Genomic DNA, 26892 nt, shown 5'->3' with positions numbered 1-26892 from the left:
AAATTTTAGAGCGATACCTTAGCGCGTCGCGTTAGGGAAAAACAACTGCTGCCCGTCGATCTGATAGGCGGCGATGGCGGCTTGGCCTTCGGCACCGGTCAGCCAGTCGATAAAGGCCTGACCGGCGTCGGCTTTGATATTGTCGTGCTTTTCGGGGTTCACAAGGATCACGCCGTACTGGTTGAACATCCGCGGATCACCCTGCACCAGAACCTGATGATCCCCCTTGTTGCCAAAGGAAATCCATGTGGCGCGGTCGGTCATGATATAGGCGCCCATGCCGGTGCCGGTGTTCAGCGTGGCGCCCATGCCTGACCCGGTTTCGCGGTACCAGGTGCCCGATTGCGCGGCGACGTCGATGCCTGTGGCGGCCCAGAGCCTGATCTCAGCCTTGTGGGTACCTGAATCATCACCGCGGGATGCGAAAACAGCCCCAGCCTGGGCAATCCGGGTCAGGGCGTCGACCACGTCCTCACTGCCCGCAACGCCCGCGGGGTCTGACGCGGGGCCGACGATGACAAAGTCATTATACATCACATCGAACCGCTGCACGCCCCAGCCATTGGCGACGAATTGTTCTTCGGAGGGCTTGGAATGCACCAGCAGCACATCGCCGTCGCCGTTTTGTGCATTGCGGATGGCCTGCCCTGTACCAACCGCGACGACCCGTACCTCAATCCCCGTCTTATCCTGAAATTGCGGCAGGATCGCGTCCAGCAGGCCCGAATTCTGCGTGGATGTCGTCGACTGCACAATTATGAAGCTGTCGTCCGCCGCGGCCAGCCCCGCCATCATTCCGGTGGCCACTGCCGCCTGACACAGTGTCACGCATATCCGTTTCAGCATTCCATACTCCCCCGCGGCGGTCTCAGATCAGCAACCCGCCCGCCAGATAATGCCGGGCAGCATCGGATTTGGGGGATTGCAGAAAATGTTGGATCGGCGTCTGTTCTATGACGCGACCCTTGTTCATGAATATGACCTCGCCCCCGATGCGCTTGGCTTGGCCTGCGTCGTGGGTGACCATGATGACCTTGGTGCCGGTACGATTTGCCTGAGCGATCAGCTGTTCAATGGATTGGGTCGCGGTGGGGTCAAGGTTTGATGTCGGTTCGTCCAGAAACAGGATGTCGGGCTTGCGGGCCAGGGCCGAGACCAGCGCCAGCTTTTGCTGTTCGCCGCCCGACAGGGACCGCGCGGACTGCCGTGCCAGATCGGTCAGACCCGCCTGCGCCAGCGCCCGCGCCACCCGCGCCTTGCGATGCCTGCGGGGGATGCCTGCGGATTTCAGAACAAAATCCACATTCCCGGCGACCGAGCGACGCAGCAGAACGGGCCGCTGAAACACCATGGCCTGATCGAAGGGTTCCGCCAGGCTGACCTGACCGCGGGTCGGGCGGATTAGCCCATGCAAAACACGCAGCAGCAGGCTTTTGCCGGCGCCGTTCGGCCCCATGATCAGGGTCGGGCCATGATTTTGCACCTGCAGGCGGGGAATATCCAGCAATGCCGTATCGCCCTTGTCGAGCAACAGGTTTGTCGCCGTCAGGATCGGTATGCCTGTGTCTTCGCCCCGGATCGGGACGACGGTCAGGTCATGGGCCGCCGTGTCACGCATAGGCCACCTGCCGCGCCCGCAGGCCAAGCAGCCCTACAACCGCATTGACCGCAACCGCCATAATCAGCAGGACCGTCCCCAGGGCCATCGCCAGCGATAGATTGCCCTTGGATGTTTCCAGTGCGATTGTTGTGGTCATGACCCGTGTGACGTGATTGATATTGCCACCCACGATGATCACCGCGCCGACCTCGGCAATGGCGCGGCCGAAACCGGCCAGAACGGCTGTCATCAGCGCGAACCGGCCATCCCACAGCAGAACGGGCACCGTTGCCAGACGCGACAGACCGATTGAGCGCAGATGTTCATGATATTCGGCGTCCAGGGTTTCGATCACCTGACGGGTCAAGGCGGTAACGATCGGGGTGACCAACACAACCTGGGCAATGATCATCGCCGTTGGTGTATATAGCAGTTGCAAGACGCCCAATGGGCCCGCGTTCGACAGCATCAGATACACCATCAACCCGACCACCACCGGCGGAAGCCCCATCAGAGCATTCACCAAAACTATGACGACCTGACGTCCCGGAAAGCGACTGACGGCAAGTGCGGCGCCAAGGGGCAGCCCAATCACAGCGGCAATCAGAACAGCCGCTATCGAAACTTGCAGTGACAGCAGAATAATGGCCCACAACGCCGGATCACCGGACCAAATTAGGCCGATAGCATTCGAGAAAATAGATGCAAAATTTTGCATTTTGTGTTATTATTTCCCAAAATAGTACAAAACTGAAAATTACACATCCTTTGCAAGCTGTCCAGCCCACACGACTCAGTCCGGTGCGGAACACTGACGCACCCTAAAACTGCCATAATTTTTATGCATACCGGGTTTGCAGTACGTGCAAATCTGTCGTAATTTTGAAATTTGTAATCAAATTGCCCAATTTTGCCTTATTTTTCTTATTTCGAGCACAATCACGCCAAAATAAGCCAATAAAGTATTACCAAGATGCAATATAGCAAATTATTTAGGCAATAAATTGCTTGTCATTACCTGGTATCGGCTTGGAAGGAGTACCACGTGTCAAAAAAAATAAATCTACTGAGATCTACGGCACATCTCGCGTTTGCGATCTGTGCTTCGATTGCAGTGTCAGGGGCAGCAAGTGCGCAGGAAGTCAGGCTTCAGTCCACTGACGGGTCTTTCACAGCGCGCGGCGAAATTGTCACGTTTGAGGGTGGCTTTTACACTATCCGCACCAGTCTGGGAACGATGCGTATCTCGGCCACCAACATCAACTGCGAAGGCGCAGGGTGCCCCAGCCTGAACACCGCAGTTGAAGGTGTGACGATTGTCGGGTCTGGCTCGATGGGTGAGGCGCTTATGCCGCTGCTGCTGCAGGGTTTTGCAGCCAACCAGGATGCTGTCGTGGACACCAAGGAACAAGGCGGCACGATGGAGGCAACCGTTATCGGTGAAGCCGGCTTTGGTGATGAACTGGCCAAATATATTCTGAGACCATCAAGTTCGACCGAAGGATTCCGCGACCTGCGGGATGACAGCGTGGAAATCAATATGTCGTCCCGTCGTATTCTGCCCGCCGAGGCACGTTCGCTGCGCGATGCGGGCGCGGGCAACATGATCGACGTTGGTCAGGAACACATCGTTGCGGTGGACAGTATTTCTGTAATCGTCCATCCCAACAATCCGATCCAGTCGATTTCCCTTCAAAATCTGGACCTGATCTATAGCGGCAACATCACGAACTGGGCTGAAATCGGCGGACCAAGCGCCCCGATCACCGTTTATGGCCGTGAAACGGGCAGTGGTACAGCCGCGGTTTTCGAAGAGAAAATTTTCTCGGCATCCGGCCGCAGCAAGTCGAACTTTGTCCGTTCCGTGGATAACGATCAGGAAGTCAGCCGTCTTGTGAATGCTGATCCGGGTGCCATCGGATATGTCGGTTCGGCCTTTGTGCGCGGCGCCAAACCGCTGGATATCCAGGCCAGTTGCGGCATCACCACCAGCCCGACATCCTTCCTGGCCAAAACCGAGGAATACCCCCTTCAGCGCCGCCTGTACCTTTATAACCGGGCCGACAACCTTAGCTTTGAAGGCCAGGATCTGATCGATTTCGCAATCTCAAGCGAAGCGGACAGCCTTGTGGCCAAAGCAGGCTTTGTTGATCTGGGGGTCAGACGATTGGCGATGGACAGCGCGGGCAGCCGGATGCGCGACCTGATCCAATCCACCAACGATCCTTTTGAACTGGGTCTTATGCGCGAAATGCTGGTGGATATGTTCCAGTGGGACCGTTTGTCGACAACCTTCCGTTTCTCATCCGGTTCCAGCCGGTTGGATGGTAAGGCCCAGGTAGACCTGCAGCGTCTGGTCACTTATCTGCAAACGCAACCCGAAGGCACCGAAGTTGCATTTGTCGGCTTTACCGACAGTGACGGTGCGTTTGAGGCAAACCGCGCCCTGTCCGTAGGCCGCGCGCAGCAGGTGGCTGAAACAATTCAGATATTTGCCGGCCCTCAGCTTGGCAAGATTGAATTCACTGCCAAAGGATACGGTGAAATGGCACCGGTGGCCTGTAACGACACATTGGACGGCAAGCGTATCAACCGCCGCGTCGAAGTGTGGGTCCGCAAGCCCTAATGCAAACACGATCGAGGTCCTGCCATACAACTGGCGGGACCCGCTTCAAAGCTTGTAAAAGTTAATTCCGAACAAACGTGCTGACCATGCAGTCCGTCCGTTTTTCGCCCTATCGGAGATTTAAAATGTCACTTCGCGCAAAACTGGTCGCTGCGCTGTCCACCCTTCTGATCCCAGTGACGGCCATGGCTGAACCCGGTGTTTCTGATGATGCCGTCATGTTTGGTCAGATTGCTGCCCTTGATGGCCCTGCCGCCCAGCTTGGTCTTGGCATGCAAGTTGGTCTGATGGCCGCGTTCGAGGAAGTCAATCGCAACGGCGGTGTCAACGGCCGCATGCTGAAACTGGAAAGTTTCGACGACGGGTATGAACCCGACAGATCGACCGCCCATATCAACCAGATGATCAGCAACAACCAGCATTTCGCGCTGATCGGCACGGTCGGAACACCAACGAACGTGGCGTTGCAGCCAATTGCGACCCAGGCCAACCTGCCTTTGGTTGGTCCCTTCACCGGTGCAGGCTTCCTGCGGAATGCCGACAACAACAATGTCTACAATGTGCGCGGCAGCTATGATGCCGAAACCGAAGCATGGATTGCCGAACTGGTCGACAACATGGGTCTGCAGCGCATTGCGATCCTCTATCAGGATGACAGCTTTGGTCAGGCGGGTCTAAGCGGTGTGAACAAAGCGCTGACGCGCCGTAACATGCAACTGGTGGCCGAGGGCACCTACACCCGGAACACAACCGACGTCAAAGACGCGCTGATCACCATCCGCGATGCGTCACCCGACGCCGTTGTGATGGTCGGCGCCTATCGCCCTGTAGGTGAGTTCATCAAGCTGTCGCGATCCTATGATTTCACGCCCGAATTCGTGACGATTTCCTTCGTGGGATCTCAGGCCTTGGCCGATGAGCTGTGGCCAGAGGGTGCAGGCGTCATCATCAGCCAAGTCGTGCCGTTCCCGTGGGACAAGAACATTCCGATTGTCAGTGATTATCAGACAGCGCTGAAGGCCTATAATGATAATGCGTCGTTCGGCTTCGTTTCACTGGAAGGCTATCTGGTCGGGCGGCTTACGATTGATGCATTGGCGAAAGCCGGTCCCAACCCGACACGCGAAAGCTTCCTGGCTGCTTTGGAAGGCACATCGTCGCTGGATCTGGGCGGGGTTGAGCTGAGCTTCAACCCCGATGACAACCAGGGGATCGACCAGATCTTTATGACACGTCTGCTGCCGGATGGTTTCTTTGAGCCGATGTAAGGCAGTCTTGTCATAATGCTTATGCGCCAGCCTGATCGGGCTGGCGTTTTTGTTTTTGGGGCATCTTTCTAAAAACCCGTAACACCATATCCACTCATTCCGCCCGGTGGGCACCACCGGGCAGCGCCCGACCCGCCCCCCGTCACGCCGAAGGCGTGCTTCCAGCACGACGGCGGGCGCTTGTCTCGCACCCACCCTCAGGCCGGTCGCTGCCCTAGCGTCTAATTCAATACACTGTGGCTTTTAAAAAGGTACTCTACCGGATATCGAACAGCGGCATCTGCCGCACGTCCCGCAACAGGTCGATGAAACCCGCCACCTGATGGGCCGCTGTCTGATGCCCTTTTTCGGCAGTGGCCAGATGCGCCTGTCCTACGGTCCCGTCGGGGTTCAGGTCGCTGGCGATCCAGCCGTAGGAAATCGGGCCGATGGGCGGGATCGACGAAATTTCCGCCGTCGACCGGAAATCCCGCGCCTGATCCATGTCGACCGTTTCCGGGCGAAAGGCCAGCATAAGCGAGGTTTCCAGATCGCCGCCATGGATGCCAAAACTGCGTTCCTGATCGGCGTAAAGCCCCCCGGGCACACCAAAACTGCCCCACTGCGCCTTGACGGCCAGCATATCGGCCTGCACGCGCAATTCGCGTGACAGGATAGAAATCAGATCAAGATTTCCGCCGTGCGAGTTGATCAGGACGATCTTGCGGATGCCTGCGCGGGCGACAGACAGGCCGATCTCGGTCCAGACGGCCAGCGCATTGGCGGCGGACAGGGTCAATGTGCCCTTGGCCCACAGATGTTCGTTCGACTTCCCCACCGCCTGCACCGGCAGAATGCGCACGTCCAGATCTTCGGGGCACTGAGTGCGGAACACGCCCAACATCCCCTCGGCAATCAGGGTATCCGTGCCAACGGGCAGATGCGGCCCGTGCTGTTCAATGGCTGCGGTCGGCAAAACGGCGATGGTTTCCATCGGGTCGATGGTGTCAAAATCGGACGCTTTCAGATCGGCCCAGTCGCGCGCGGCCATCAGGTGGCCCCTTTCGGGGCATAAGTCGCATCCAGCCGCGATTGCAGATAATCCGCCGCCCGGATCGGCGGGTATTTCGCAGCGCCCGTTCCGGGCAGGGCCTGAATGATGGTGTCAGGGTTCGCCTCGACAAAGAACGCGACCGACCGGCGCTGGCGTTTGGGGGGCAGAACGCGGTGGGGGGTGGACATATATATGTCATTCGTCCAGCGCATCAGGCAGTCGCCGATATTGACGATATAGGCGCCATCGACATGGGGCACATCCTGCCAGTCGCCGCCGCGCGGTTTAACCTGCAGACCCGGTTCGCCATCCGTCATCAGCAGCGTGATCGCCCCGTAATCCGTATGCGCCCCGGCCCCGATTTCATTGTCAGCCCCGGTGCCCGGCGGATAATGCAGCAGGCGCATGGCGGCCAGGGGTTCGTCGAAGGCTTTTGCAAAGCTGTCCTCGGCCAGGCCCAGATCGGCGGCAAAGGCCCGGTGGATCTGCCGCCCCAGATCAAGGGCTGCATCGAAATAGGTCAACATGGTCTGGCGAAAGCCCGGCAGATCGGGCCAGACATTCACCCCGCGAAAGGGCTCGCCCGCCAGCACGCGTGGGTCATGGGCGGCCAGATCGTAGCCGATGTTGAAACTTTCCTTCAGGTCGACCTGCGCGGTGCTGTCATCAAGCGACTCAACCCCCTGCGCCGCCCACCCGCGATAGTGCGGCGTTTTCCGGATATCCAGCTTGGTTTTCTCTTGGGCTGGCAATGCAAAGAACGTGTCTGCCTGACGAAAGACCTCTGCCCGCAGATCGGCAGGCACGGGCGGGTTCTTTAGCAGGAAAAACCCCGGCCCCCGGCAAGCTGCGCCGATGGCCGAGACGAAAGCGTCGCGGTTCGTTTCAAAATCCTGCCAGTCTAGTAAGGGGATCATGCGCGGACCTCACGGGTTGCGGATCGGGGGGCGGCGCCGATGAACTGATCCATTTTGCGGGCCACACGCTGCAGGTGGGCCTGCCGCGTTGCATCGGTCGAGCTGTCCATCAGGTAATGCGCCACGTACATCGTTTTGCAGCGGGTATGGCAGATTGACCGGACCCCGCGCAAAATCGTCCGTTTGCCCGGCGCGCCCAGCATATGGGTCAGCCCCCAACTGGCCCCGCAGGTCGTCAGCACGCCAAGCCGCTTTATATGCGTCAGACCCCGACGGATATCGGCGTTCTGTTCATCGGGCATCAGAAAGGCCACATCGGGCAGCAGCACCCGGTCCAGCCAGCCTTTCAGCATCGCGGGCAGGCCGTACCACCATGTGGGATAGACAAAGATCAGCGTATCGCACCACAGGATATCATCGACATCCGAACTGACGGGGTCGCGATTGGCGGGTGTGTCCAGGTAAATATCCATCTCATGCGCGCTGAGCACCGGGTCAAAGCCGCGTTTATAAAGGTCGGTCAGGCGGACCTCGGCCCCCGCATCCTGTAACTTGGCCAGGACCAGATCGCGGATGGCTGCGGTAAAGCTTCCCTCTTTCGGATGACAATAGACCACCAAAGCGCGCATTTTAAAGTGCCTCCATCTCTCGGCCCACCTGCGCAAGGAACTGACCGCGTTTCTGATCGGTGGCGCGATTCATATCATAAAGCGCCAGGTATTTCGTCTTGTCGGGTCGGCAGACATGCCAGACCGCGCGGGTGACGCATTTGCGCGGCGGGTCGCCTGCCATGATCGCCCGCATCCGCGTGCCGCCATAGGTCGTGACCGCGGCCAGTTTGCGAATGTGCGTCAGGTTGGGTTTGACATGCCCGTCGACCAGCTTGAAGGACACGCCGGGTAGGAAAACGCGATCCAGAAATCCCTTCAGGATCGCGGGATAGCCGAAATTCCAGACCGGGAACACCATGATCAGCGCCTGCGCCTGCCGCAGCCGGTCGACATAGGCGCGGACGGGTTCGATGTTGACCTCTTCCTGATGATAGGCGCGGCGTTCGGCCTCGGTCAGCAAGGGCGAAAAGCCTTCGGCGTTCAGGTCACAGTCGTCGACGTCCCAGCCCCGGTTTTGCAGACTTTCCACAACGGTTTTATGCAGCGCCGACGAGAAGCTCTCGGGGCACGGATGAGCATAAAGGACCAGCGCGCGGGTCATGGCCCTGCGCAGTCCCGGACTTGATCCGGGACCTCTATGTCACGCCACCTCATTCCGCTGCCTGTATCTTGGGATAGCTGTACATCTGATCATAGGCCCAATCAGGATCGTCCCAGGCGATCATCTTGCCGGGGTTCAAGAGGCCCTTTGGATCGGCCTCTTTCTTGAACTGCAACTGGCGGTCGTCGACGGTCTGGCGGCCGCCTTCCTCCAGCGTATAGCGGTGGGGGTTGAAGATCATCGCGCCCGCGTCCTCGTGCAGTTTTATGATTTCGTCCAGGCGGTCCTCGGTGGTGAATTTCACCAGGCTGAGGCCCGCAAACATCACCTTGCCGTTTTCGCGCAGGACCTCAAGATGCTGCAGCACCTCGGGGCTGAACTGGTCGCGCATCTGTTCGACCAGCTTCAGGTGATCGGGGAACCCATAGCGGACCTGCAGATAGGTGATCGACGGATCGACCTTCAGCGCGCGCAGGGTTGTGTGGTTCCAACCATATTCGAAAACCGCGCCGGGCGTGCGTGGCCAATCGTTGTCGTCCGAGCGATAGATCAGCCGGGCCACGGGACGGCGGGCCAGGAACGTCAGAAACCCGTCCATCGACTGCGGTGCGACCATCAGCGCGATCAGATGCGTGCCGTCGTCGACATGGGGGGCGACGCGCTGGAAATAATCCTTGGCCGTCGGGGCCTCAAACACGCTGGCCAGTTTGATCAGGATGCCGTCTTCATTGGCCAGTTCTTCGGCAAAGCGGGCGGCGTCCATGAAATCGTCGCAGGCCACGAACATCTCGACCCAGTCATAGGCGGGGGCCAGGGGGATTTCGACCTGCGTGATGATCCCGTTCGTGCCGTAGGCGTGGCTGACACGGGCCAGTTCTTCGCCGCGGAAGTCCAGAATGCGCGGCTCTTCCTCCATCGTCACGACGCGCAGGCGGATGATGTTGCCCAGATCGCGCAGGCTGCCCCAGGTGCACGACCCCACGCCGCCCGAGCCACCGGCGATAAACCCGCCGATCGTCGCTGTGGCCCAGGTCGAGGAAAACATGCGGATTTCCTGACCCGTCTCATTGCAGGCGGCATCGAGATCTTTCAGCAGGCAACCCGGTTCAACGATCACGCGGCCGGGGTGAATTTCCTTGACTGCGTTCATATGCGTCAGGTGCATCACGCAGCCACCCGACAGGGGCATCGCTTGCCCGTAGTTCCCCGTCCCGGCCCCGCGGGTCGTGACCGGCACGTCGTGGGCATAGCAGACCTTCAGAACCTCGATCACCTCGGCCTCAGTCCGGGGCGAGACGACGAAATCAGCCACGATGTGATCCAGACGGTCTTTCAGCACCGGGGAATACCAGAAGAAATCGCGGCTTTTGGCGCGTATGGCGGTGTCTTTTTCCTCGATCTCAAGATGGCTGAGCGCGGCTTTTGCCGCAGTTATGTTTGGCGTCATGGGGTCCTCATCAAATCGTCAAGGTCGGCGTAGTCGGGCAAGGTTCGGTCGATCTGGCGGCCCTGTCGCAGGACGATGCGATCGGATTGCGGGCGGGCGAACAGTTCGGTCCAGCTTCGTGCCTTGCAGATGACCAGATCGGCGGGCGCACCGTGCGTTAGGCTGGGTTGGTCAAAGCCGCAGGCGCGGGCGGGGTTTGTCAGAAAGGCATGCGTCCAGTCGGTGCCTGCATGGTCCAGATGACCGATGCGCGTGGCTTCGCGCATGACTTCCAGCATATCCATATCGCCATAGGCATAAAACGGATCGCGGGTGTTGTCCGAGGCGAAACTGACCGGAATGCCCCGCGCCTTCATTTCGTGGACCAGAGTGATACCGCGGAAGCGCGGCGTGCTGGGCCCGCGGTCCTGCAGATAAAGGTTGCACATGGGCAGCGACACGACGTTCAGCCCCGCCTTGGCGACCAGATCCAGCGTATCCAGCGCGCGGGCCTCATCCTGGGTCGATAGCGAACACAGGTGGCCCACGGTGACGGGCGCGGAAAAGCCGGTTTCCAGCACGGTTTCCGCGATCAGGCGCAAAGTCTCGGACGCGGGGTCCAGCGTTTCGTCGACGTGAAAATCGGCCGCCAACCCGCGGGCCTCGGCCAGTTTGAAAAACCCCAGCAAGCGGTCTTTTAGGTCAGGCAACGGATAGGTGACCATGCCCAAGACACCGCCCGCATCCGCCACCAAATCGGCGGTGTGGACAAAGCGGTCGTTCATCCGGTCGCAGCCGATCAGGCAGACGGCCTGCAGATCGATCCGGCCCGCCCATTCGGTGCGGATATCCTTGAACAAGGGCCAGCTGATGTCGTCCTGCGGCGGGATACTGTCCAGATGCGTGCGAATGGCGCGGGTGCCGTGGGCATAGGCGCAGCGCAGCGAAAACTCCATCCGTTGACGCACGTCGTCCGCCGACCAGTTCGCGGCACTGTCGGCGCGCACGGTGTCCAAGGCGCCCTGGAAAGTGCCATCGGGGTTCGGCGCACGCGCCCAGATATGGCCCTTGTCCAGATGGGTGTGCATGTCGATGAAAGCGGGAAAGACCATCGCGCCCCGCATATCGACCCCCTGCCCCGGCTGGTCCGTCAGATGACCGTCGGCGATGTTCAGATCGATGCGGATCAAATCACCCGATTGCCCCATCAGGCACGCAGGCACCGTCAGGTTTTGCAGCGTCACCGGACCTGTGGGCAGCGTCTGAAAATCCATCATCCGTCCCGTTTCAACGCGCTTTCGTGCCATTTGCGCAGCAGCATATGACTGAGAAAGCTGAGACCGACAAAGATGATCACCCCCGTCGCCGCGATCAGGATCAGGGCGGCAAACATGCGTGGGATGTTCAGGCGATAGCCGGCCTCAAGAATACGGAACGCCAGCCCGGATTGCAGACCACCGGTGCCTGCCACATATTCCGCCACAACCGCGCCGATCAGGCTAAGACCGCCCGCAATGCGCAAGCCCCCCAGGAAGTACGGCAGGGCCGAGGGCAGTTGCAGGTACCGCAGTTTCTGCCATCGCGTGGCACCGTAAATCCGGAACAGATCGCGCAGGTTGTGGTCGGCCGAGTTCAGCCCAAGCGTCGTATTGGCCAGAATGGGAAAGAAGGCAACAATCCAGGCGCAGAGCAGCAGACCAGCGATACGGCTGTCGATGTAGATAAAGATCAGCGGGGCGATGGCGATGACCGGCGTGACCTGCAGGATGACGGCATAGGGGTAAAAGCTCATCTCGATCCAGCGGGACTGGTTGAACAGAACCGCCAGCCCCACCCCGCCGATCACCGCGACGGCCAGCGCCATCAGCGTGATCTGCAACGTGATCAGAAGTGCCTGGAACAGCATCACCCAATCCTGCACCAGTGTTGTCAGAACCAGCGTGGGCCCAGGCAGAATGTAATGCGGGATATCGTTCCACCAGACGATGAATTCCCAAAGCCCCAGCCCCGCCCCCAGGGCAACGACCGGCAACAGCCATTTCGCGGCTTTTTCGATCTGCATCGATTTGCGGCGGGCTTTTTCCTCGGCGTCTTCGATGACCGTTTCGGGGGCGTTTTCGGCGATGCTCATGCGGCCTCTTCCATTGCGGTGTGCAGGGCGTCGCTGGCCTTGCGGGTAAAGCCCGCGTATTCGCTGGATGTGCGGAACACATCATCGCGGGGATAAGGTGCGTCGACCTGCAGTTCCTCGATCACGCGGCCCGGCCGGGCGGCCATGACCAGAATGCGGTCCGACAGAAAGACGGATTCAAAGACCGAGTGGGTGACGAAAATCACCGTGCAGCCGATCTTTTCTTTTAGGGCCAACAGATCGTTGTTCAGCTTGAACCGCGTGATTTCATCCAGCGCAGCAAAGGGTTCATCCATCAGGATCAATTTCGGACGCGTGACCATCGCGCGGGCAATGGACACGCGCATTTTCATGCCGCCGGACAATTCGCGAGGGTACGACGTTTGGAACTTATCCAGCCCGACCAGACGCAGGGCTTCAAGGATATCATCGCGCACCTCGACATAGGTTTTGCCCTGCAGGCGAAACGGCAGCCAGACGTTTTGGGCGACCGTGGCCCAGGGCATCAATGTGGGTTCCTGAAAGACGACGCCCAGATCATTGCGCTTGGGCGGATCAACCCAGGTCAGCCGCCCGGATGTGGGCCGCATCAGGCCGGAAATCAGCCGCAGGACTGTGGATTTCCCACAGCCCGACGGCCCAAGCAGGGAAATGAAATCGCCCTGATTGACCTGAACCGACATCCCCTGCAGCGCGGTGACGGTGCCGAACGTCTTATCGACCCCGTCCAGCCGCATTAGCGGCGGGCGTTGATCCAGCGGCAGCGTTTTGGGCATCTAGGGCTTCAGCTCCATCCCAACTTTCTGGTTGGTGAACTCCAGCGTATAAGCCGACTGCCAATCCAGCCCGTCCTCTAACACACCGGCTTCGACCATCTTGGCATAGAAACCACCGATCACCTCATCCGTCATGGCGCCGATCCCCAGTTCCAGCGCATCACCGCTGTCAACGATGCCCTCGTCCTTCATCATCGCCTTGGCGAAATCGATCTTATCCTGAGACATATCGGGGTTGGCCGCCATGATCAGCGCATCCGCCGCGCTACTGTCGCCATAAAGATAATTGTACCATCCGGTCAGTGATCCATCGACGAAACACTTCACCTTTTCAGGGTTGTTTTCGATGGTATCGGCCATGGTTTCGATCGTAGTCGCATAGGACGAATAACCAGCGTCAGCGATCAGGAAGACATTCGGTTTGATACCTGCCTCTTTTTCAATGGCATAGGGTTCGGAACTAAGGTATCCCTGCATCCCCTTGCGTTTATCAGCCACGAAAGGCGCGGGATTAAAGGTATAGGGTTCGCGCTGTTCGACCGTAAAGCCGTGTTCCGCGATCATCCATTGGTAATAGCTGGTAAAGCCATTGTCACCGATCAGCAGCGTCAGGTCTTTCAGTTCATTCCAACTGTCGGCCTCGCCCGGGTGGGCCAGGATGACCTGGGGATGTTTCTGGAAAATTGCCGCGACAGACACCACGGGGATGCCTTCGTTGACCGCGTTGAAGGCCTGCAGCATATCGCCGCCCATGTGAAAATCGATCCGCCCCGCCAGCATCAGCGCGCGGTTGTTGACCTGTGGCCCGCCCGAGATGATTTGGACATCCAAGCCACATTCAGCATAGGTGCCATCGGCGACCGATTGATAGAAACCACCATGTTCCGCCTGGGCCAGCCAGTTGGTGCCGAAAACGACGGGGGTCAGATTATCTTGTGCGATGGCGCTGCTGGCCACCATGATTGCACCGGCGGCAACCGCGCAGGTTCTTTTGATGAACATCGATACCTCCAAGTATTTTTATTTGTGACATCCTTGGAAAAGCTGGAAACATTGAAAGACTGATCCAGAGATTAAAGCAGATTTTTGCATCAGTTGGTGAAAATATCAGCGGTCGGTGGCATTTTGCTGAAATTTTACGCGACACCCTGGCTGATTTATGGTCAAGGCGGCCAGATCGTGGTTCTGTTAACCGTTCTTTTACCCATCCACAGGACGCGCCATGCCCCCCTTGATCCCGACCACAATCGCCCCGCCTTTTGCCAGATATGCGCACGGATTTACGGTCCCTGTCGGGCATCAACTGGTCATGACATCGGGGCAACTGGGGATGGCGGCCGACGGCATGATCCCCGATAATGCAAGCGCGCAGGCCGATATATGTTTTACCAATATCAGTGAAATTCTAAACTCCGCAGGCGCATCACCAGCGGATGTCGTCAAGTTGACAGCCTATGTCACCGATCGCGCCCATATGCAGGGATACATGGCCGCGCGCGACGCCTGGCTGGCGGATCACGATGTGCTGCCGGCCTCGACCCTGGTGATCGTGTCGGGCTTTACCCGGCCCGAATTTCTGGTTGAGGTCGAGGCAATCGCCAGTATTCTCGCCACTGCAAGCTGAAATAATTTCCCGCACCCTCTTTCATGCGGAACGGCATTGCATATGTCATCTGGAGTAACGGTTTTCAGCCCGCAGTCATGCCAGCCCGGTGATCAGTACACTCTTTGCCCCAGTCAAATGAGGACGCATTGATCTTGACCTGCCTGAGCACACACCATGGCTGACGCCCTGACCGGATATCTGTTTTATGAAGTGGCCGCCCTTTTGGTGCTGGCCGCCGGTGTCGGGTTTATCGGCTTGCTGCTGCGCCAGCCGCTGATCGTCAGTTTCATCGCCGTAGGCATTATCGCAGGCCCGTCGGTTCTGAACATCGCGCAATCCGACGAACAGATTGACCTGCTGGCCGAACTGGGCATAGCCGTTTTGCTGTTTCTCGTCGGTCTGAAACTGGATCTGAAGTTGGTGCGCACAGTCGGCCCGGTTGCGCTGATGACCGGTCTGGGTCAGGTGATCTTTACCACGATTTTTGGCTTTATGATCGGTCTGGCGCTTGGGCTGGGGCCGTTGACCAGCCTGTATGTCGCCATCGCCCTGACGTTTTCATCCACCATCATCATCGTAAAACTTCTGTCGGATAAGCGAGAGATCGACTCACTCCACGGCCGCATCGCCCTGGGGTTTCTGATCGTCCAGGACATCGTCGTGGTGCTGGCGATGATCATTTTGTCGGCGGTTGGCGTGGGTGCCGCCAGCGATGGCGCGTTTGGTGATGTCATCCGCGTTTTTGCCTATGGCGCGGCGATGCTGGTCGGCGTGATCCTGTTTGTGCGTTTCATTGCCAACCCGCTGGTCGAACGTCTGTCACGCGCGCCGGAACTGCTGGTATCCTTTGCCATCGGATGGGCGGCATTGCTGGCGGCCCTGGGCCACTATCTGGGCTTCGGAAAGGAGTTGGGCGGATTGCTGGCGGGTGTCTCGCTGGCCTCAACCCCCTTTCGGGAAGCCATCGCCGCGCGCCTGTCCGCGTTGCGGGATTTTCTGCTGTTGTTTTTCTTCATCGCCCTTGGCGCCGCGCTGGACCTGTCTATCCTGGGCGATAACGTGATCGCCGCACTGGTGTTTTCCGCCTTTGTCCTGATCGGCAACCCCCTGATCGTGCTGGTGATCATGGGCGCGCTTGGGTACCGCAAACGCACCGGGTTTCTGGCCGGGCTGACCGTGGCCCAGATCAGCGAATTTTCCCTGATCTTCATGGCCATGGGCGTCAGCATCGGGCATGTTGCGCCCGATGCGCTTGGGCTGGTCACGCTGGTCGGTCTGATCACGATCGCCGCGTCGACCTATATGATCACCTATTCGCACCAGCTTTATGCGGTTTTTGAGCCCGCTCTTGGCCCCTTCGAACGCAAATCGGCTGAAAAACGCGAAGATACAGTGCATGCGCAAAAGCAAAGCTATGACATCCTGATCTTTGGGTTGGGGCGCTATGGCCTTGGGATCGCGCAGGCGCTGAAACAATCGGGCAAAGCCGTTTTAGGCATCGATTTCGACCCCGTCGCCGTGCGCTATGCCCGTGCGCAGGGCATTGATGTGATATTCGGCGATGCCAGCGACCCCGAATTTCTGGCCCATCTGCCCTTGCAACAGGCGCACTACGCGATTTCGGCCGTGCCGGACCATCAGACCGGTATCACGCACAATGAGGGGCGAAAAATGCTGATCCAAACCCTGCGCGACAACCGCTTTACCGGCAAAATCGCCGTGGCGGCCCAGAATGAGGCCAGCGGTGATGATCTTCGCGTGATCGATGGCGTCGATCTGGTGCTGCTACCTTATCGGGACGCCGCCATGCAGGCCGCCGATCTGGTGCTGGGCCGTGACACCGTGTCGTCAGAACCGGCCATAGATGCCAGCGGACAAAAGGCGCTTCTGACATGACGGGTCACAGCACAGATCGCATCCTGTTCGTCTTTACCGGGCAGGCGCGCGATCAGATCACCTTCGCGCAGGCCCGAACGCTGGCCCAGACGCATCAGGCCGAACTGATCATCATGGGTGTGATCGAAGACCCGGTATCCCATCCCGCGCTGCCCGATATCACCGGGCTGTCGCATAAGCAAATTCGCGACCATCTTGTGCAGGATTTACATGACGAAATCCTGGAAACGCTTGAGATTCGTGAAAACGACATTCCGGTTGAGGTAGGGTTCGGAAAGCTTTTCTTTGAAACGATCCGATATGTCCTGCGCCATGATATCGATCTGGTGCTGAAAAGCGCTGAAAGCCACCATGGCCTGCCTGGATACTTTTTCACCAGCACAGATCAGCACCTTTTGCGCAAATGCCCCTGCCCCGTCTGGCTGCAAACCCGAGACCAGATGCCCGCGACACAAACAGCCATCGCCGCCGTCGATGTCGTGCCGGATGGCAGCTGCGACGCGCTGAACGCCCGGATCCTGCAAACGGCGGTGGACTGCGTGTCATCCGGCCCGGCCGAGATCCATCTGACCCACATCTGGCAGGCGCCCGAGGCCGGGATGCTATGGCTGTGGTCAAACACACCCGATCCTGGCTATGCGCGCCAGAAATACATTCGGGATATCCAGGACGAACACGAACGCGCGCTGGACCAACTGATCGCCAACCAAAAAACGCCACCCGGCATCTCGATCATTCCACAACTGCACGAAGGCTTCGCCAGACAAAAACTGGTCACACTGACCAACGATCTGAACGCTGACCTGCTGATCATCGGCAGCATCGCCCGAAGTGGTGTGCCCGGGGTGATCATCGGCAACACTGCCGAAGACATCATCAACAGCACCGATTGTTCCGTCGTCACCGTCAAACCGCCTGGATTTATCTCTCCTTTGGCTTAAACATCATCGCAGTTCCAAAGGTTTTGCGCCGCGCTTCGCGCGTCGCGGTGCCTCCGGCGGGAGTATTTATGGAACAATAATGATGGAGCATCTCATTATTGTTCCTAAAATACTCTGGGGGGCGCCGTCAGGCGCGGGGGCAACGCCCCCAACCGCACGAAGTGCCAGAAGGAATGCGCGCCGCGGGCGCGCGCATTTGCTTTGACCCTTTCAGATAAATCCCCTAAAGGCTGTCGTCCGAACCGCAAAGGACCAGATCCCATGCCGATCAAAATTCCATCAAACCTGCCCGCCTACGATGTGCTGACGCACGAAGGCGTGATGGTCATGGATGATGACACGGCCGCGCGTCAGGACATCCGCCCGCTGCGGATCGGGCTGTTGAATCTGATGCCCAAGAAAATCCAGACGGAAAACCAGTTCGCCCGACTGATCGGCGCTACACCGCTGCAAATCGAACTGACCCTGATCCGGATGAGCGAACATCGCACAAAAAACACCGCCGCCGAACATATGCGCGAATTTTATCGGCCATTTCAGCAGGTGCGCGATCAGAAATTTGACGGACTGATCATCACCGGTGCCCCGATCGAACATCTGCCCTTCGAGGATGTGACCTATTGGGATGAGTTGAAACAGGTCTTTGACTGGACGCAAACCCATGTGCATTCGACCTTTGGCGTCTGTTGGGGAGGCATGGCGATGATCAACTATTTCCACGGTGTGCAGAAACACATGCTGCCCGCCAAGGCTTTTGGCTGCTTTCGTCACAAGAACCTGTCCCCGGCCTCTCCCTATCTGCGGGGGTTTTCGGATGATTGTGTCATCCCTGTCAGCCGCTGGACCGAAATGCGCCAGAATGAAATCGATGTCGCACCAGGGTTGAGCACACTGCTTGGTAGCGATCAGGTTGGGCCCTGTCTGGTCGAAGACCCGGCGCACCGCGCGCTTTATATCTTCAACCATTTCGAATATGACAGCGGCACTTTGAAACAGGAATATGACCGCGATATCGAAAACGGCACCGCAATCAACGTGCCTATCAACTATTATCCTGATGATGACCCCTCGCAGCAGCCGCAGAACCGGTGGCGGTCGCATGCGCATCTGCTTTATGGCAACTGGATCAACCAAATCTATCAGTCCACGCCCTTTGACATGGAACGCATCGGATCATCTGGTCAAAGCTGAGGCGCCCTCTATATAGACACCTAGCCATCACCGTTTGCTGTCCCAGTGTAAAGTCTTGAAAAAATTGACCTTTAGCCTTCTGCTTTCGACCCTTGCCCTTGCCGGATGCGGGGCCTATGTGGATCAGCGTGCCGACAAACAGGAAATCCGCGCCACGCAAAGCTATCCGCCCACAGGCCGTTTTGTTGACGTCGATGGCACCCGCGTTCATGCGCATATCGAAGGGCGCGGCCCCGATCTGATCCTGATCCATGGCGCATCGGGCAACACGCGTGATTTCACCTTTGATTTCGTCGATCGGGTCAAGGACCGCTATCGCGTCATCGCCTTTGACCGGCCCGGACTGGGCTGGACCGAAAGGCTGGGCGATCGTCAGACCGGCCCCATCAACACCCGCGCCGAAACACCCGCGCAGCAAGCCAGATTGCTGAAGGCCGCAGCGGACCAACTGGGCGTGCGCGACCCCATCATTCTGGGCCACAGTTATGGCGGTGCCATCGCGCTGGCCTGGGCGTTAGAGTTTTCCGACCACCCTGCCGCCCTTGTGCCTGTGTCTGCGGCCTCAAACCCCTGGCCCGGTGGTCTTGGGCCGCTTTACGCTGTGAATTCGTCACGCGTGGGGGGCGCGGTTGTCGTGCCGCTGATCACGGCCTTTGCCCCGAAAGACCGGGCCGAGACAGCCATCGCCGCGATTTTCGCGCCCCAGTCGCCACCGCAAGGTTATGCAGACTATATCGGCGTGGGTCTGACCCTGCGCCGCGAAACACTGCGGGCCAACGCACAACAGGTCAACAGCCTGCGCCCCCATGTTGTTGACATGTCGAAAGAATACCCCTTGATCGATATACCGGTCGAAATCGTGCACGGCGCAAAAGACCGTATCGTGCCGCTGGACATCCATTCGACGCCCCTGGCACAGCAAATCCCCGCGGCCAATCTGACCATCCTGCCCGACGTGGGCCATATGCCCCACCATGTCGCGCCACAGGCCGTCATCAATGCCATTGATCGTGCCGCCGCGCGTGCCGGATTGCGCTGACGGGCGCATCGGACCATATTGGCGAAAAAGGATATGATCCCGATGCAACTGCCCTTTGACGGAGCCATCAGTAATTTCTACAAGCATGACGCGCCCGACGCTGTGCGCCAAGCCATTGAAACGGCACATAAAGGCGACATCATCAATCCGCTTTATCCCTATCGCGAACGGATGGATCGCAAGCAGTATGAAGATCACCTTTATGCGCTGCAGATCGAACTGGTAAAGCTACAGAACTGGGCCAAAGCCACCGGTGCGCGCGTGGCCATCGTGTTCGAAGGTCGCGATGCGGCGGGAAAGGGCGGCACAATCAAGCGGTTCCGCGAAAACCTGAACCCCCGCGGCGCGCGGCTGGTGGCGCTGTCAAAACCGACCGAACGCGAACGCACGCAGTGGTATTTTCAGCGCTATATCGATCACCTGCCCTCGGGCGGGGAAATCGTTTTCTTTGACCGGTCCTGGTATAATCGCGGCGTGGTCGAGCATGTGTTTGGCTTTTGCACCAATGAAGAACGCGAACAGTTCTTTCAACAGGTCTACCCCTTTGAGGGGATGCTGGTGCGCGAAGGGATCAACCTGTGCAAGATCTGGCTGAATGTCGGGCGCGCCGAACAGTTGCGCCGCTTCCTGGTGCGCGAAAATGACCCGCTGAAGCAATGGAAGCTAAGCAGTATCGACATCAAGGGCCTGTCGAAATGGGACGCATATACTGAAGCCATAAGCGAGACCATCAACCGCACCCATACAGAAGACGCGCCCTGGACCGTGATCCGGTCTGACGGCAAGCGGCGCGCGCGGCTGGCGGCGATCCAGACCGTTCTGCAAGGTATTGATTACGCCCACAAAAACGAAAAGGCGATTGGGCAGATTGACAATCATGTGGCAGGCGGACCGGTCATCTGGGATGCCTAAACGCGGATATCACCACGGCAATCTACGCGAGGCGCTGATCACAGCGGCGCTTGAGTTGATCGAACAGCGCGGCCCGACGGGATTTACTCTGTCTGAGGCCGCCAAGACCGCAGGCGTCACCCCCGCCGCCGTCTATCGCCACTTCGCCGGGCGCGAAGACCTGATCGCCGAGATTGCACGTCAGGGCTATGCGATTTTTGCTGATCTTCTGGATTATGCATATGCGGGCGGCCAGCCTTCGGCCCTGTCGGCGTTTTCGGCGACGGGCCGCGCCTATCTGGCCTTTGCTCGCAAGTATCCTGGCCACTACATCGCGATGTTTGAAAGTGGCATTTCAATCCAGCGCACGCCGGAACTGAACGCCGTCGCTACGCGTGCCTTGGGTGTTCTGGAAAAGGCCGCCGTGCAACTGTCTGAACATATCCCCGCCGAAAAACGCCCCCCGCCGCAGATGTTTTCGGCGCATATCTGGGCGATGTCGCATGGCGTGGTCGAACTGTTTGCGCGCGGATCACCCGGTACCCGGTCGCCCTTTCCGCCCGAGGATTTGCTGGAAACCGGTATCGGGATTTATCTGCGCGGGCTGGGGTTGATCCCGCCGGACTAAGGTGGCGCCAAGGGCCTATTCAAGCGCCTTGATCATCTGGACACGGTGCGTATGCCTGCCACCATCGAAAGGCGCGGCCAGAAATGCATCGACAATGTCCAATGCCAGCCCCGGCCCGACAACCCGCGCGCCCAGTGACAGCATATTGGCATCGTTGTGCTGGCGGATCATCCGGGCCGAAAACGTATCGCTGCAGACACCACAGCGCACCCCCTTGATCTTGTTGGCCGCCATCATGATGCCCTGCCCTGTGCCGCAGAGTATGATGCCGAACCGACAGTCTCCATCGGCCACCTGACGCGCAGCAGCTGCACCGTGTCTGGGATACGGCGTGCTTTCAGACAAGGTCGGTCCGATATCCACCACATCCCACCCCTGCGCTGCGCTGCGATGTGGTCCGCAATGGTCTGCCTTAGCGCAATCGCCGTGTGGTCGCTGGATAGAACAATTCGGTTGTTTGTGGTCATCAGACCCCCTTTCCCACCTATCCCAACAAGAACAGCATCGCATAAAGCGTCAGGCCGCCTGCGAAAATCGAAGCAATAACGTTTTTCGTCACCACGCCGACCAGCACGGCCATACCGGCGGCGGTTAGTCGCGCCGGGTCAAGCTGCCCGTCTGTGGCGGCGGGCCAGACCACCAGCGGGGCCACCAGCCCCGGCAGCACAGCGACGGACGTGTATCGCAGATGCCGCAGGAACCACTCGGGCAGTTGACGGTCGCCAATCAGCCCCAGAAACGAAAAACGGATCAGAAAAGTGCCCAGCCCCAGGATGACGATGACCAGCCAGATGGGGGTGCCCTCGGGGATCATTTGCGCGGCCTCATCATGACTTCGGCCTGCGCCCCCACCATCATCGCGACGATCGCAGCGATAATCAGGCCGACGTTATAGGGTAACCCGGCCAGCGCCAGCGCCAGCACGATTGACGTCACCGCGGCTGCGACATGGGGCAGCGTCCGCAAGGCGGGGGCGACCAGGGCCAGGAATGTGATGGGCACTGCGAAATCCAGAGCCCAGGCGTCGGGGATGGCTTCGCCCAGCATCGCGCCAGTCAACGTCAGCACGTACCACATAGGGCAGATCGGCAGGACGACGCCAAAGAAATACGCCAGTTTCTGCGGCAAAGACCAGTCGCTGCGCTCGTATTTATCAACGCTGACGGCATAGGTCTGATCGACCAGAAAATAGGCCACCAACGCGCGTTTCCAAAGGGGTGCGGCACCCAGATGCGGCGTGATTGACGCCGAATACATGGCCATGCGCAGGTTTACCGCCAGTGCCGTGGCCAGCACGATTGCGGTTGGTGCGTTGTCGACCATCAACTGGATCGCAGTGAATTGTGACGCGCCTGCGATGACCAGAACGGAAAATCCCATGGTTTCCGCCACGTTCAACCCGGCCTCGGTCGCGATGACGCCAAACAACAGGCCAAAGGGCCCAACAACCAGCAAAAACGGCAACCCGTCCAGCACGCCTTTGAAGAAGATGGATTTGGTGGTGGAGGTTACCATGAATTCGCTTTAGATTTTGCCAAACGCCCCACGCTTAGACTGCCGGTAAGGAAGATGCAATTGGCCACACGCGACGATTTGGATGATTACCTGATTGCCCCCGATCCAGGCCGCGCCGATCTGACACGCGCGGTGCAGGGCTATGATCAGACGGGCGCTGCGATTGACACCCGCGTGGTCGAAGAACGCCCGCTGACGATCTTCCTCAATAGCCAGGAAATCGTCACGGCGATGACCATCGGCGACTACCCCGAATACCTGGCGCTTGGCTTTCTGCGCAATCAGGGGATGCTGGCCGTGGACGAACAGATCACCGGCGTGGATTACGACGACGATCTGGAAACGGTGGTGGTGCGCACGGCCTCGCAGACGACATATGAGGAGAAGCTGGAGAAAAAGACCCGCACCAGTGGCTGTGCCGTTGGCACTGTTTTCGGCGATATGATGGAGGGGCTTGAGGGGCTAAGCCTGCCTGCCACGCCCGTGCAGACGTCGGACCTTTATGCGCTGTCGGCCAGGATTAACCGCACGCCAAGTTTGTATCTTGAGGCGGGCGCGATTCACGGCACGGTCCTATGTCAAGGTGCGCGTCCGCTGGTTTATATGGAGGACGTGGGTCGCCACAACGCCGTCGACAAAATCGCGGGCTGGATGTTGCGCGAAGGGATTAGTGCAGATGACAAGACGCTTTATACGACCGGTCGGCTGACCTCCGAGATGGTGATCAAAACCGCGATGATGGGCATTCCGGTGCTGGCGTCGCGGTCGGGCTTTACGGCCTGGGGGGTTGAGATTGCGCAACAGGTGGGGCTGACCCTGATCGGGCGGATGCGCGGGCAGCGGTTTGTCTGCCTGTCGGGCGAAGATCGTCTGGTGCGCGATATCGATCCGGGCGATGTGGCCGACGAAAGCCCCAAACATCGCCGCAAGGGGGCGCAGTCATGAAGCAACCCCTGGGTGTGATCCTGGCCGGGGGGCTGGCCACGCGCATGGGCGGGGGCGACAAGGGTCTGCTGGAGTTGGGCGGCGTGCCGATTTTGCAGCGGGTGATTGACCGGCTGTCGCCTCAGGTGGGTCAGGTCGCGCTGAACGCAAATGGTGACCCAGTGCGTTTTGCGGGTTATGACCTGCCGGTCATTGCCGACAGCATCGAAGGGTACGCGGGACCTTTGGCCGGTGTTCTGGCGGGGCTGGACTGGGCCGTGGATCAGGGCGCAGATGCCATCGTGACCGCCGCCGCAGACACGCCGTTTTTCCCCTGTGATCTGGTCCCTCAGTTGGTGTTAGCTGCTGAAAACGCAAGCGCCCAGATCGCCCTGGCCGCCACACCCGACCCCGATCGCGGCACCGTCCGACATCCGACGTTCGGCCTTTGGCCCACCGCCCTGCGCGATGATCTGCGCGCCGCGTTACAAGATGGATTGCGAAAGGTCGTTCTCTGGACAGACCGCCACGGCGCGGGTACGGCTGTGTTTCAGACCAGAGCGGGCGATCCGTTTTTCAACGTCAACACGCCCGACGATCTGGCACAGGCACAAAAGATGCTAGGGGACGGGGTGGCATGAGAATTTACGGCGTGGTCGGTTGGAAAAACACCGGCAAAACCGGGCTGATGGAACGGCTGGTGACGGACATCACGGGGCGCGGGATCACCGTGTCGACGCTGAAACACGCGCATCATCATTTCGACGTGGATCAGCCGGGCAAGGACAGCTATCGCCACAGGACCGCGGGCGCGCAAGAGGTGTTGCTGGCCTCGTCCAAGCGATGGGCCTTGATGCATGAGTTGCGCGATCAGGATGAACCGCCCCTGGCGGAGCTGCTGCAAAAACTGGCCCCCGTCGATCTGATCCTGGTCGAGGGCTACAAGCGCGACGCCCACCCCAAGGTCGAAGCCTACCGCGCCGCCGCGGGCAAGCCCCTGATCGCCGACGACACCGTCAAGGCCATTGCCAGCGACACGGGCCTTGATATCACCGACAGGCCAGTGTTCGATCTGAACGACACAAAAGCCATCGCAGATTTCATACTGGCTGAGGTGGGATTGTGAGTTTTGACAGCTTTATTATGGTGGACTGGTCGGCGCGTTCCGTGCCGTCCCCTGTTAAGCCGGTCAAAGATGCGATTTTCATCGGGCAGGACGATCAGCGCCCCATTTATTGCCGCACCCGTCGCGCGGCGATGGATCATCTGCATCAGGTTCTGGATCAGACGGTCGCGCAGGGAAAGCGTGTTTTACTGGGGTTTGATTTCGCCTTTGGCTATCCGCAGGGGTTTGCTGAACGATTGACGGGCAAGCCGAGTGCATTGGCCGTTTGGGACTGGCTGGCGGATCACATCACCGACGGCCCCCAAAACGAAAACAACCGCTTTCAGATTGCAGCACAGGTCAATGCGATGTACGACGGTGACGGCCCGCTATGGGGATGCCCGCCGAGCATACAGATCGACGGTCTGTCGCCGACCAAGGGCATATTGGACGTACGATTGGCCGATAAAAGACTGGCCGAACAGCATATGCCATCGGCCCAACCGGTGTGGAAACTGTTCACGACGGGGTCGGTGGGATCGCAGACCTTGCTGGGGCTGCCGCATTTGCAGAGGCTGCGCAGGCGTTATGGCAACGATCTGCGTGTGTGGCCGATGGAAAGCGGTTGGGAAAAGCCCGATGCGCTGATCACTCTGGTCGAAATTTACCCATCTATGCTGCGTCAGGATGGCCCCTTGGGGGGGCAGGATTTCGGATGGGCGTCCAAGGACGAGATTTATCAGATCGAGGATGCCGTTCAGGTCCGCGGTATGGCGCGGGGGTTTGCGACATTGCAGGATAAGGGCGCGCTGGACGGTCTGTTTCAGCCCGCGTCGTCCGAACGGGTGGCTGTGGAAGAGGGCTGGATCATGGGGCTGATGCCCAAGGCGAAGGCAGAAAGCCGCGCCGCATGATCAAACCGCCGCCCCTGAAAAACGACTGCTTTGCCCTGCCGCCGGGGGTCGAATGGACGCCCGTGGACGACGCGCTTACCCGGTTGCGCGACAGGCTGTCAGTTGTGACCGGGGTTGAACAGGTCGATGTCATGCAGGCCGAGGGGCGCGTACTGGCGCAGGATGTTATCGCCACGCGGTCGAACCCGCCTTTGCCCAATGCGGCGGTCGATGGATACGGATTTGCCCATGCGGCGACTGGTGAAGGACCCCAGATTTTGCCCCTGACCGAAGGGCGGGCTGCTGCGGGCGTGCCCTTTGCCGGACAGGTGCCAAAGGGCCATGCGATACGCATTTTGACCGGTGCGACCCTGCCCGCTGGCGTGGATACCGTTGTGCTCGAAGAGGACGTGACACAGGGTGACGGTCAGATTGCGTTTCACGGGCCATTGAAGCCGGGTGCCAACACACGAAACGCAGGAGAGGACATTCAGGCCGGAGCCGCGACGCTGACGACCGAGCGTGTTCTGACATCGGCCGATCTGGCCCTGCTCAGTGCGGTTGGGGCACATGAACTGCATGTGCGATCCCGTTTGAAAGTGGCGGTTCTTTCGACAGGGGATGAATTGCGGTCGCCCGGCGAGAATGCCAGTGACAATCAGATTTTCGACGCCAACCGCCCCATGCTGTTGGCGCTGGCGCGACGGTGGGGATATGAGGCCATTGATATCGGCCGCATCGCAGATGATCGCACCGCTCTGCGCGCGGCTTTTGATCAGGCAGCTGAAGCGGATGTGATCCTGACGTCGGGCGGGGCATCGGCGGGGGACGAAGACCATGTTTCAGCCCTGTTGAACGAAACCGGATCGATGGCCGAATGGCGCATTGCGGTCAAACCGGGCCGCCCGCTGGCCTTGGGGCTGTGGAACGGTACGCCGGTCTTTGGGTTGCCGGGCAATCCGGTGGCCGCCTTTACCTGTACGCTGATCTTTGCCCGCCCGGCGATGCAGGTGCTGGCGGGCGCGGCATGGTCTGATCCCGTCGGATTTGAAGTCCCCGCTGCTTTTACCAAAAACAAAAAGCCTGGGCGGCGCGAATTTCTGCGTGCACGACTGAACACGGATGGCCATGCCGAGGTTTTCGCTTCGGAAGGATCGGGGCGCATATCTGGGCTAAGCTGGGCCGATGGCTTTGTCGAAATAGAAGATGGCGCGCGGATAATCAACCATGGCGACCCGGTGCGGTACATCCCGTTTGGAAGTTTTGGCCTGTAA

General features: G+C 59.2%; 28 protein-coding genes and 1 pseudogene. 14 read left to right on the top strand and 15 right to left on the bottom strand.

Annotation, left to right across the window (positions count from 1 at the left end; genetic code table 11):
* Window positions 1-18: 18 nt before the first annotated feature.
* From H7848_RS07605 to H7848_RS07595, 3 genes are read right to left on the bottom strand one after another with little or no spacing between them, the layout of a single operon-like run.
* A complete protein-coding gene (locus H7848_RS07605; protein WP_208349641.1) occupies window positions 19-846 on the bottom strand; it encodes an ABC transporter substrate-binding protein in 828 nt (275 codons plus the stop codon).
* Window positions 847-868: 22 nt separating this feature from the next.
* Complete coding sequence (locus H7848_RS07600) at window positions 869-1618, bottom strand: ATP-binding cassette domain-containing protein (protein ID WP_208349638.1); 750 nt, start codon at window positions 1616-1618, stop codon at window positions 869-871.
* Window positions 1611-2318 (bottom strand): ABC transporter permease, encoded by a 708-nt coding sequence (locus H7848_RS07595; RefSeq protein ID WP_208349633.1) that lies wholly within the window; start codon window positions 2316-2318, stop codon window positions 1611-1613. The genes H7848_RS07600 and H7848_RS07595 overlap by 8 nt, the downstream gene beginning before the upstream one ends.
* Window positions 2319-2645: 327 nt before the next feature.
* Between H7848_RS07595 and H7848_RS07590 the strand changes: the two genes are divergently transcribed.
* Together H7848_RS07590 and H7848_RS07585 are read left to right on the top strand one after the other, a co-directional pair.
* Window positions 2646-4226 carry a phosphate ABC transporter substrate-binding/OmpA family protein gene (locus H7848_RS07590; protein ID WP_208349632.1) on the top strand — a complete coding sequence of 527 codons (1581 nt, stop codon included), beginning with the start codon at window positions 2646-2648 and terminating at the stop codon, window positions 4224-4226.
* A 125-nt stretch (window positions 4227-4351) separates the two neighbouring features.
* Entirely contained in the window at window positions 4352-5494 is a 1143-nt protein-coding gene (locus H7848_RS07585) for an ABC transporter substrate-binding protein (protein ID WP_208349630.1), read from the top strand.
* Window positions 5495-5750: 256 nt separating this feature from the next.
* Here H7848_RS07585 and H7848_RS07580 read toward each other — a convergent pair whose 3' ends face one another.
* Genes H7848_RS07580 through H7848_RS07540 form a run of 9 tightly spaced genes read right to left on the bottom strand, consistent with a single transcriptional unit; the run spans window position 5751 to window position 13991 of the window.
* Window positions 5751-6524: a creatininase family protein gene (locus tag H7848_RS07580; RefSeq protein ID WP_208349626.1), complete on the bottom strand. Its 774-nt coding sequence runs from the start codon at window positions 6522-6524 to the stop codon at window positions 5751-5753.
* On the bottom strand, window positions 6524-7444 hold the full coding sequence (locus H7848_RS07575) for an isopenicillin N synthase family dioxygenase (RefSeq protein ID WP_208349624.1): 921 nt from the start codon (window positions 7442-7444) through the stop codon (window positions 6524-6526). The genes H7848_RS07580 and H7848_RS07575 overlap by 1 nt, the downstream gene beginning before the upstream one ends.
* Window positions 7441-8073 carry an NAD(P)H-dependent oxidoreductase gene (locus H7848_RS07570; RefSeq protein ID WP_208349617.1) on the bottom strand — a complete coding sequence of 211 codons (633 nt, stop codon included), beginning with the start codon at window positions 8071-8073 and terminating at the stop codon, window positions 7441-7443. The genes H7848_RS07575 and H7848_RS07570 overlap by 4 nt, the downstream gene beginning before the upstream one ends.
* 1 nt (window position 8074) lies before the next feature.
* Window positions 8075-8656 carry an NAD(P)H-dependent oxidoreductase gene (locus tag H7848_RS07565; RefSeq protein WP_208349614.1) on the bottom strand — a complete coding sequence of 194 codons (582 nt, stop codon included), beginning with the start codon at window positions 8654-8656 and terminating at the stop codon, window positions 8075-8077.
* Window positions 8657-8705: 49 nt separating this feature from the next.
* On the bottom strand, window positions 8706-10103 hold the full coding sequence (locus H7848_RS07560) for an FAD-binding oxidoreductase (RefSeq protein ID WP_208349612.1): 1398 nt from the start codon (window positions 10101-10103) through the stop codon (window positions 8706-8708).
* Window positions 10100-11356, bottom strand: a complete 1257-nt coding sequence (locus H7848_RS07555) for a cytosine deaminase (RefSeq protein ID WP_208349609.1) — start codon at window positions 11354-11356, stop codon at window positions 10100-10102. Before H7848_RS07555 ends, H7848_RS07560 begins: the two co-directional genes overlap by 4 nt.
* The gene (locus tag H7848_RS07550; RefSeq protein WP_208349607.1) at window positions 11356-12213 is read right to left on the bottom strand and encodes an ABC transporter permease; all 858 of its coding nucleotides are present in this window, start codon (window positions 12211-12213) and stop codon (window positions 11356-11358) included. The genes H7848_RS07555 and H7848_RS07550 overlap by 1 nt, the downstream gene beginning before the upstream one ends.
* Window positions 12210-12989, bottom strand: a complete 780-nt coding sequence (locus H7848_RS07545) for an ABC transporter ATP-binding protein (protein WP_208349605.1) — start codon at window positions 12987-12989, stop codon at window positions 12210-12212. Before H7848_RS07545 ends, H7848_RS07550 begins: the two co-directional genes overlap by 4 nt.
* Window positions 12990-13991, bottom strand: a complete 1002-nt coding sequence (locus tag H7848_RS07540) for an ABC transporter substrate-binding protein (protein WP_208349603.1) — start codon at window positions 13989-13991, stop codon at window positions 12990-12992.
* 220 nt (window positions 13992-14211) lie between these two features.
* On the opposite strand from H7848_RS07540, the gene H7848_RS07535 reads away from it, so the two are divergent.
* The 7 genes from H7848_RS07535 (at window position 14212) to H7848_RS07505 (ending at window position 21181) form a co-directional block, all read left to right on the top strand.
* Complete coding sequence (locus tag H7848_RS07535) at window positions 14212-14613, top strand: RidA family protein (RefSeq protein ID WP_208349600.1); 402 nt, start codon at window positions 14212-14214, stop codon at window positions 14611-14613.
* 156 nt (window positions 14614-14769) lie between these two features.
* Window positions 14770-16491, top strand: coding sequence for a cation:proton antiporter (locus tag H7848_RS07530; protein WP_208349597.1), 1722 nt, complete (start codon window positions 14770-14772; stop codon window positions 16489-16491).
* A complete protein-coding gene (locus H7848_RS07525) occupies window positions 16488-17432 on the top strand; it encodes a universal stress protein (RefSeq protein ID WP_208349595.1) in 945 nt (314 codons plus the stop codon). The genes H7848_RS07530 and H7848_RS07525 overlap by 4 nt, the downstream gene beginning before the upstream one ends.
* A 261-nt stretch (window positions 17433-17693) precedes the next feature.
* Window positions 17694-18623, top strand: coding sequence for a homoserine O-acetyltransferase MetA (metA, locus tag H7848_RS07520; RefSeq protein ID WP_208349593.1), 930 nt, complete (start codon window positions 17694-17696; stop codon window positions 18621-18623).
* A gap of 64 nt (window positions 18624-18687) precedes the next feature.
* Window positions 18688-19662, top strand: a complete 975-nt coding sequence (locus H7848_RS07515; RefSeq protein ID WP_208349860.1) for an alpha/beta fold hydrolase — start codon at window positions 18688-18690, stop codon at window positions 19660-19662.
* Between the two features lie 42 nt (window positions 19663-19704).
* Window positions 19705-20574, top strand: a complete 870-nt coding sequence (ppk2, locus tag H7848_RS07510; protein ID WP_208349591.1) for a polyphosphate kinase 2 — start codon at window positions 19705-19707, stop codon at window positions 20572-20574.
* Window positions 20567-21181, top strand: coding sequence for a TetR/AcrR family transcriptional regulator (locus H7848_RS07505; protein ID WP_208349588.1), 615 nt, complete (start codon window positions 20567-20569; stop codon window positions 21179-21181). The genes ppk2 and H7848_RS07505 overlap by 8 nt, the downstream gene beginning before the upstream one ends.
* A gap of 15 nt (window positions 21182-21196) precedes the next feature.
* Here the strand turns inward: H7848_RS07505 and rpiB are convergent.
* From rpiB to H7848_RS07490, 3 genes and pseudogenes are all read right to left on the bottom strand, one after another.
* Window positions 21197-21648 (bottom strand): annotated as a pseudogene (gene rpiB / locus H7848_RS07500) (ribose 5-phosphate isomerase B).
* 17 nt (window positions 21649-21665) lie between these two features.
* Window positions 21666-21995, bottom strand: a complete 330-nt coding sequence (locus H7848_RS07495; protein WP_208349586.1) for an AzlD domain-containing protein — start codon at window positions 21993-21995, stop codon at window positions 21666-21668.
* Window positions 21992-22696, bottom strand: a complete 705-nt coding sequence (locus tag H7848_RS07490; protein WP_208349583.1) for an AzlC family ABC transporter permease — start codon at window positions 22694-22696, stop codon at window positions 21992-21994. Before H7848_RS07490 ends, H7848_RS07495 begins: the two co-directional genes overlap by 4 nt.
* A 54-nt stretch (window positions 22697-22750) precedes the next feature.
* Between H7848_RS07490 and H7848_RS07485 the strand changes: the two genes are divergently transcribed.
* From H7848_RS07485 to H7848_RS07465, 5 genes are read left to right on the top strand one after another with little or no spacing between them, the layout of a single operon-like run.
* Complete coding sequence (locus H7848_RS07485) at window positions 22751-23641, top strand: formate dehydrogenase accessory sulfurtransferase FdhD (RefSeq protein WP_208349581.1); 891 nt, start codon at window positions 22751-22753, stop codon at window positions 23639-23641.
* The gene (mobA, locus tag H7848_RS07480) at window positions 23638-24261 is read left to right on the top strand and encodes a molybdenum cofactor guanylyltransferase MobA (RefSeq protein ID WP_208349579.1); all 624 of its coding nucleotides are present in this window, start codon (window positions 23638-23640) and stop codon (window positions 24259-24261) included. The genes H7848_RS07485 and mobA overlap by 4 nt, the downstream gene beginning before the upstream one ends.
* Complete coding sequence (mobB, locus tag H7848_RS07475; protein WP_208349577.1) at window positions 24258-24746, top strand: molybdopterin-guanine dinucleotide biosynthesis protein B; 489 nt, start codon at window positions 24258-24260, stop codon at window positions 24744-24746. The genes mobA and mobB overlap by 4 nt, the downstream gene beginning before the upstream one ends.
* Entirely contained in the window at window positions 24743-25639 is an 897-nt protein-coding gene (locus tag H7848_RS07470; RefSeq protein WP_208349573.1) for a hypothetical protein, read from the top strand. The genes mobB and H7848_RS07470 overlap by 4 nt, the downstream gene beginning before the upstream one ends.
* Entirely contained in the window at window positions 25636-26892 is a 1257-nt protein-coding gene (locus H7848_RS07465; protein WP_208349572.1) for a molybdopterin-binding protein, read from the top strand. The genes H7848_RS07470 and H7848_RS07465 overlap by 4 nt, the downstream gene beginning before the upstream one ends.

This window comes from Pseudaestuariivita rosea, assembly GCF_017592335.1.
Lineage (GTDB): Bacteria > Pseudomonadota > Alphaproteobacteria > Rhodobacterales > Rhodobacteraceae > Parasulfitobacter > Parasulfitobacter rosea.
The sequence above is the reverse complement of the archived record's forward strand: the minus strand, read 5'-3'. Positions and strand labels throughout refer to the sequence as shown.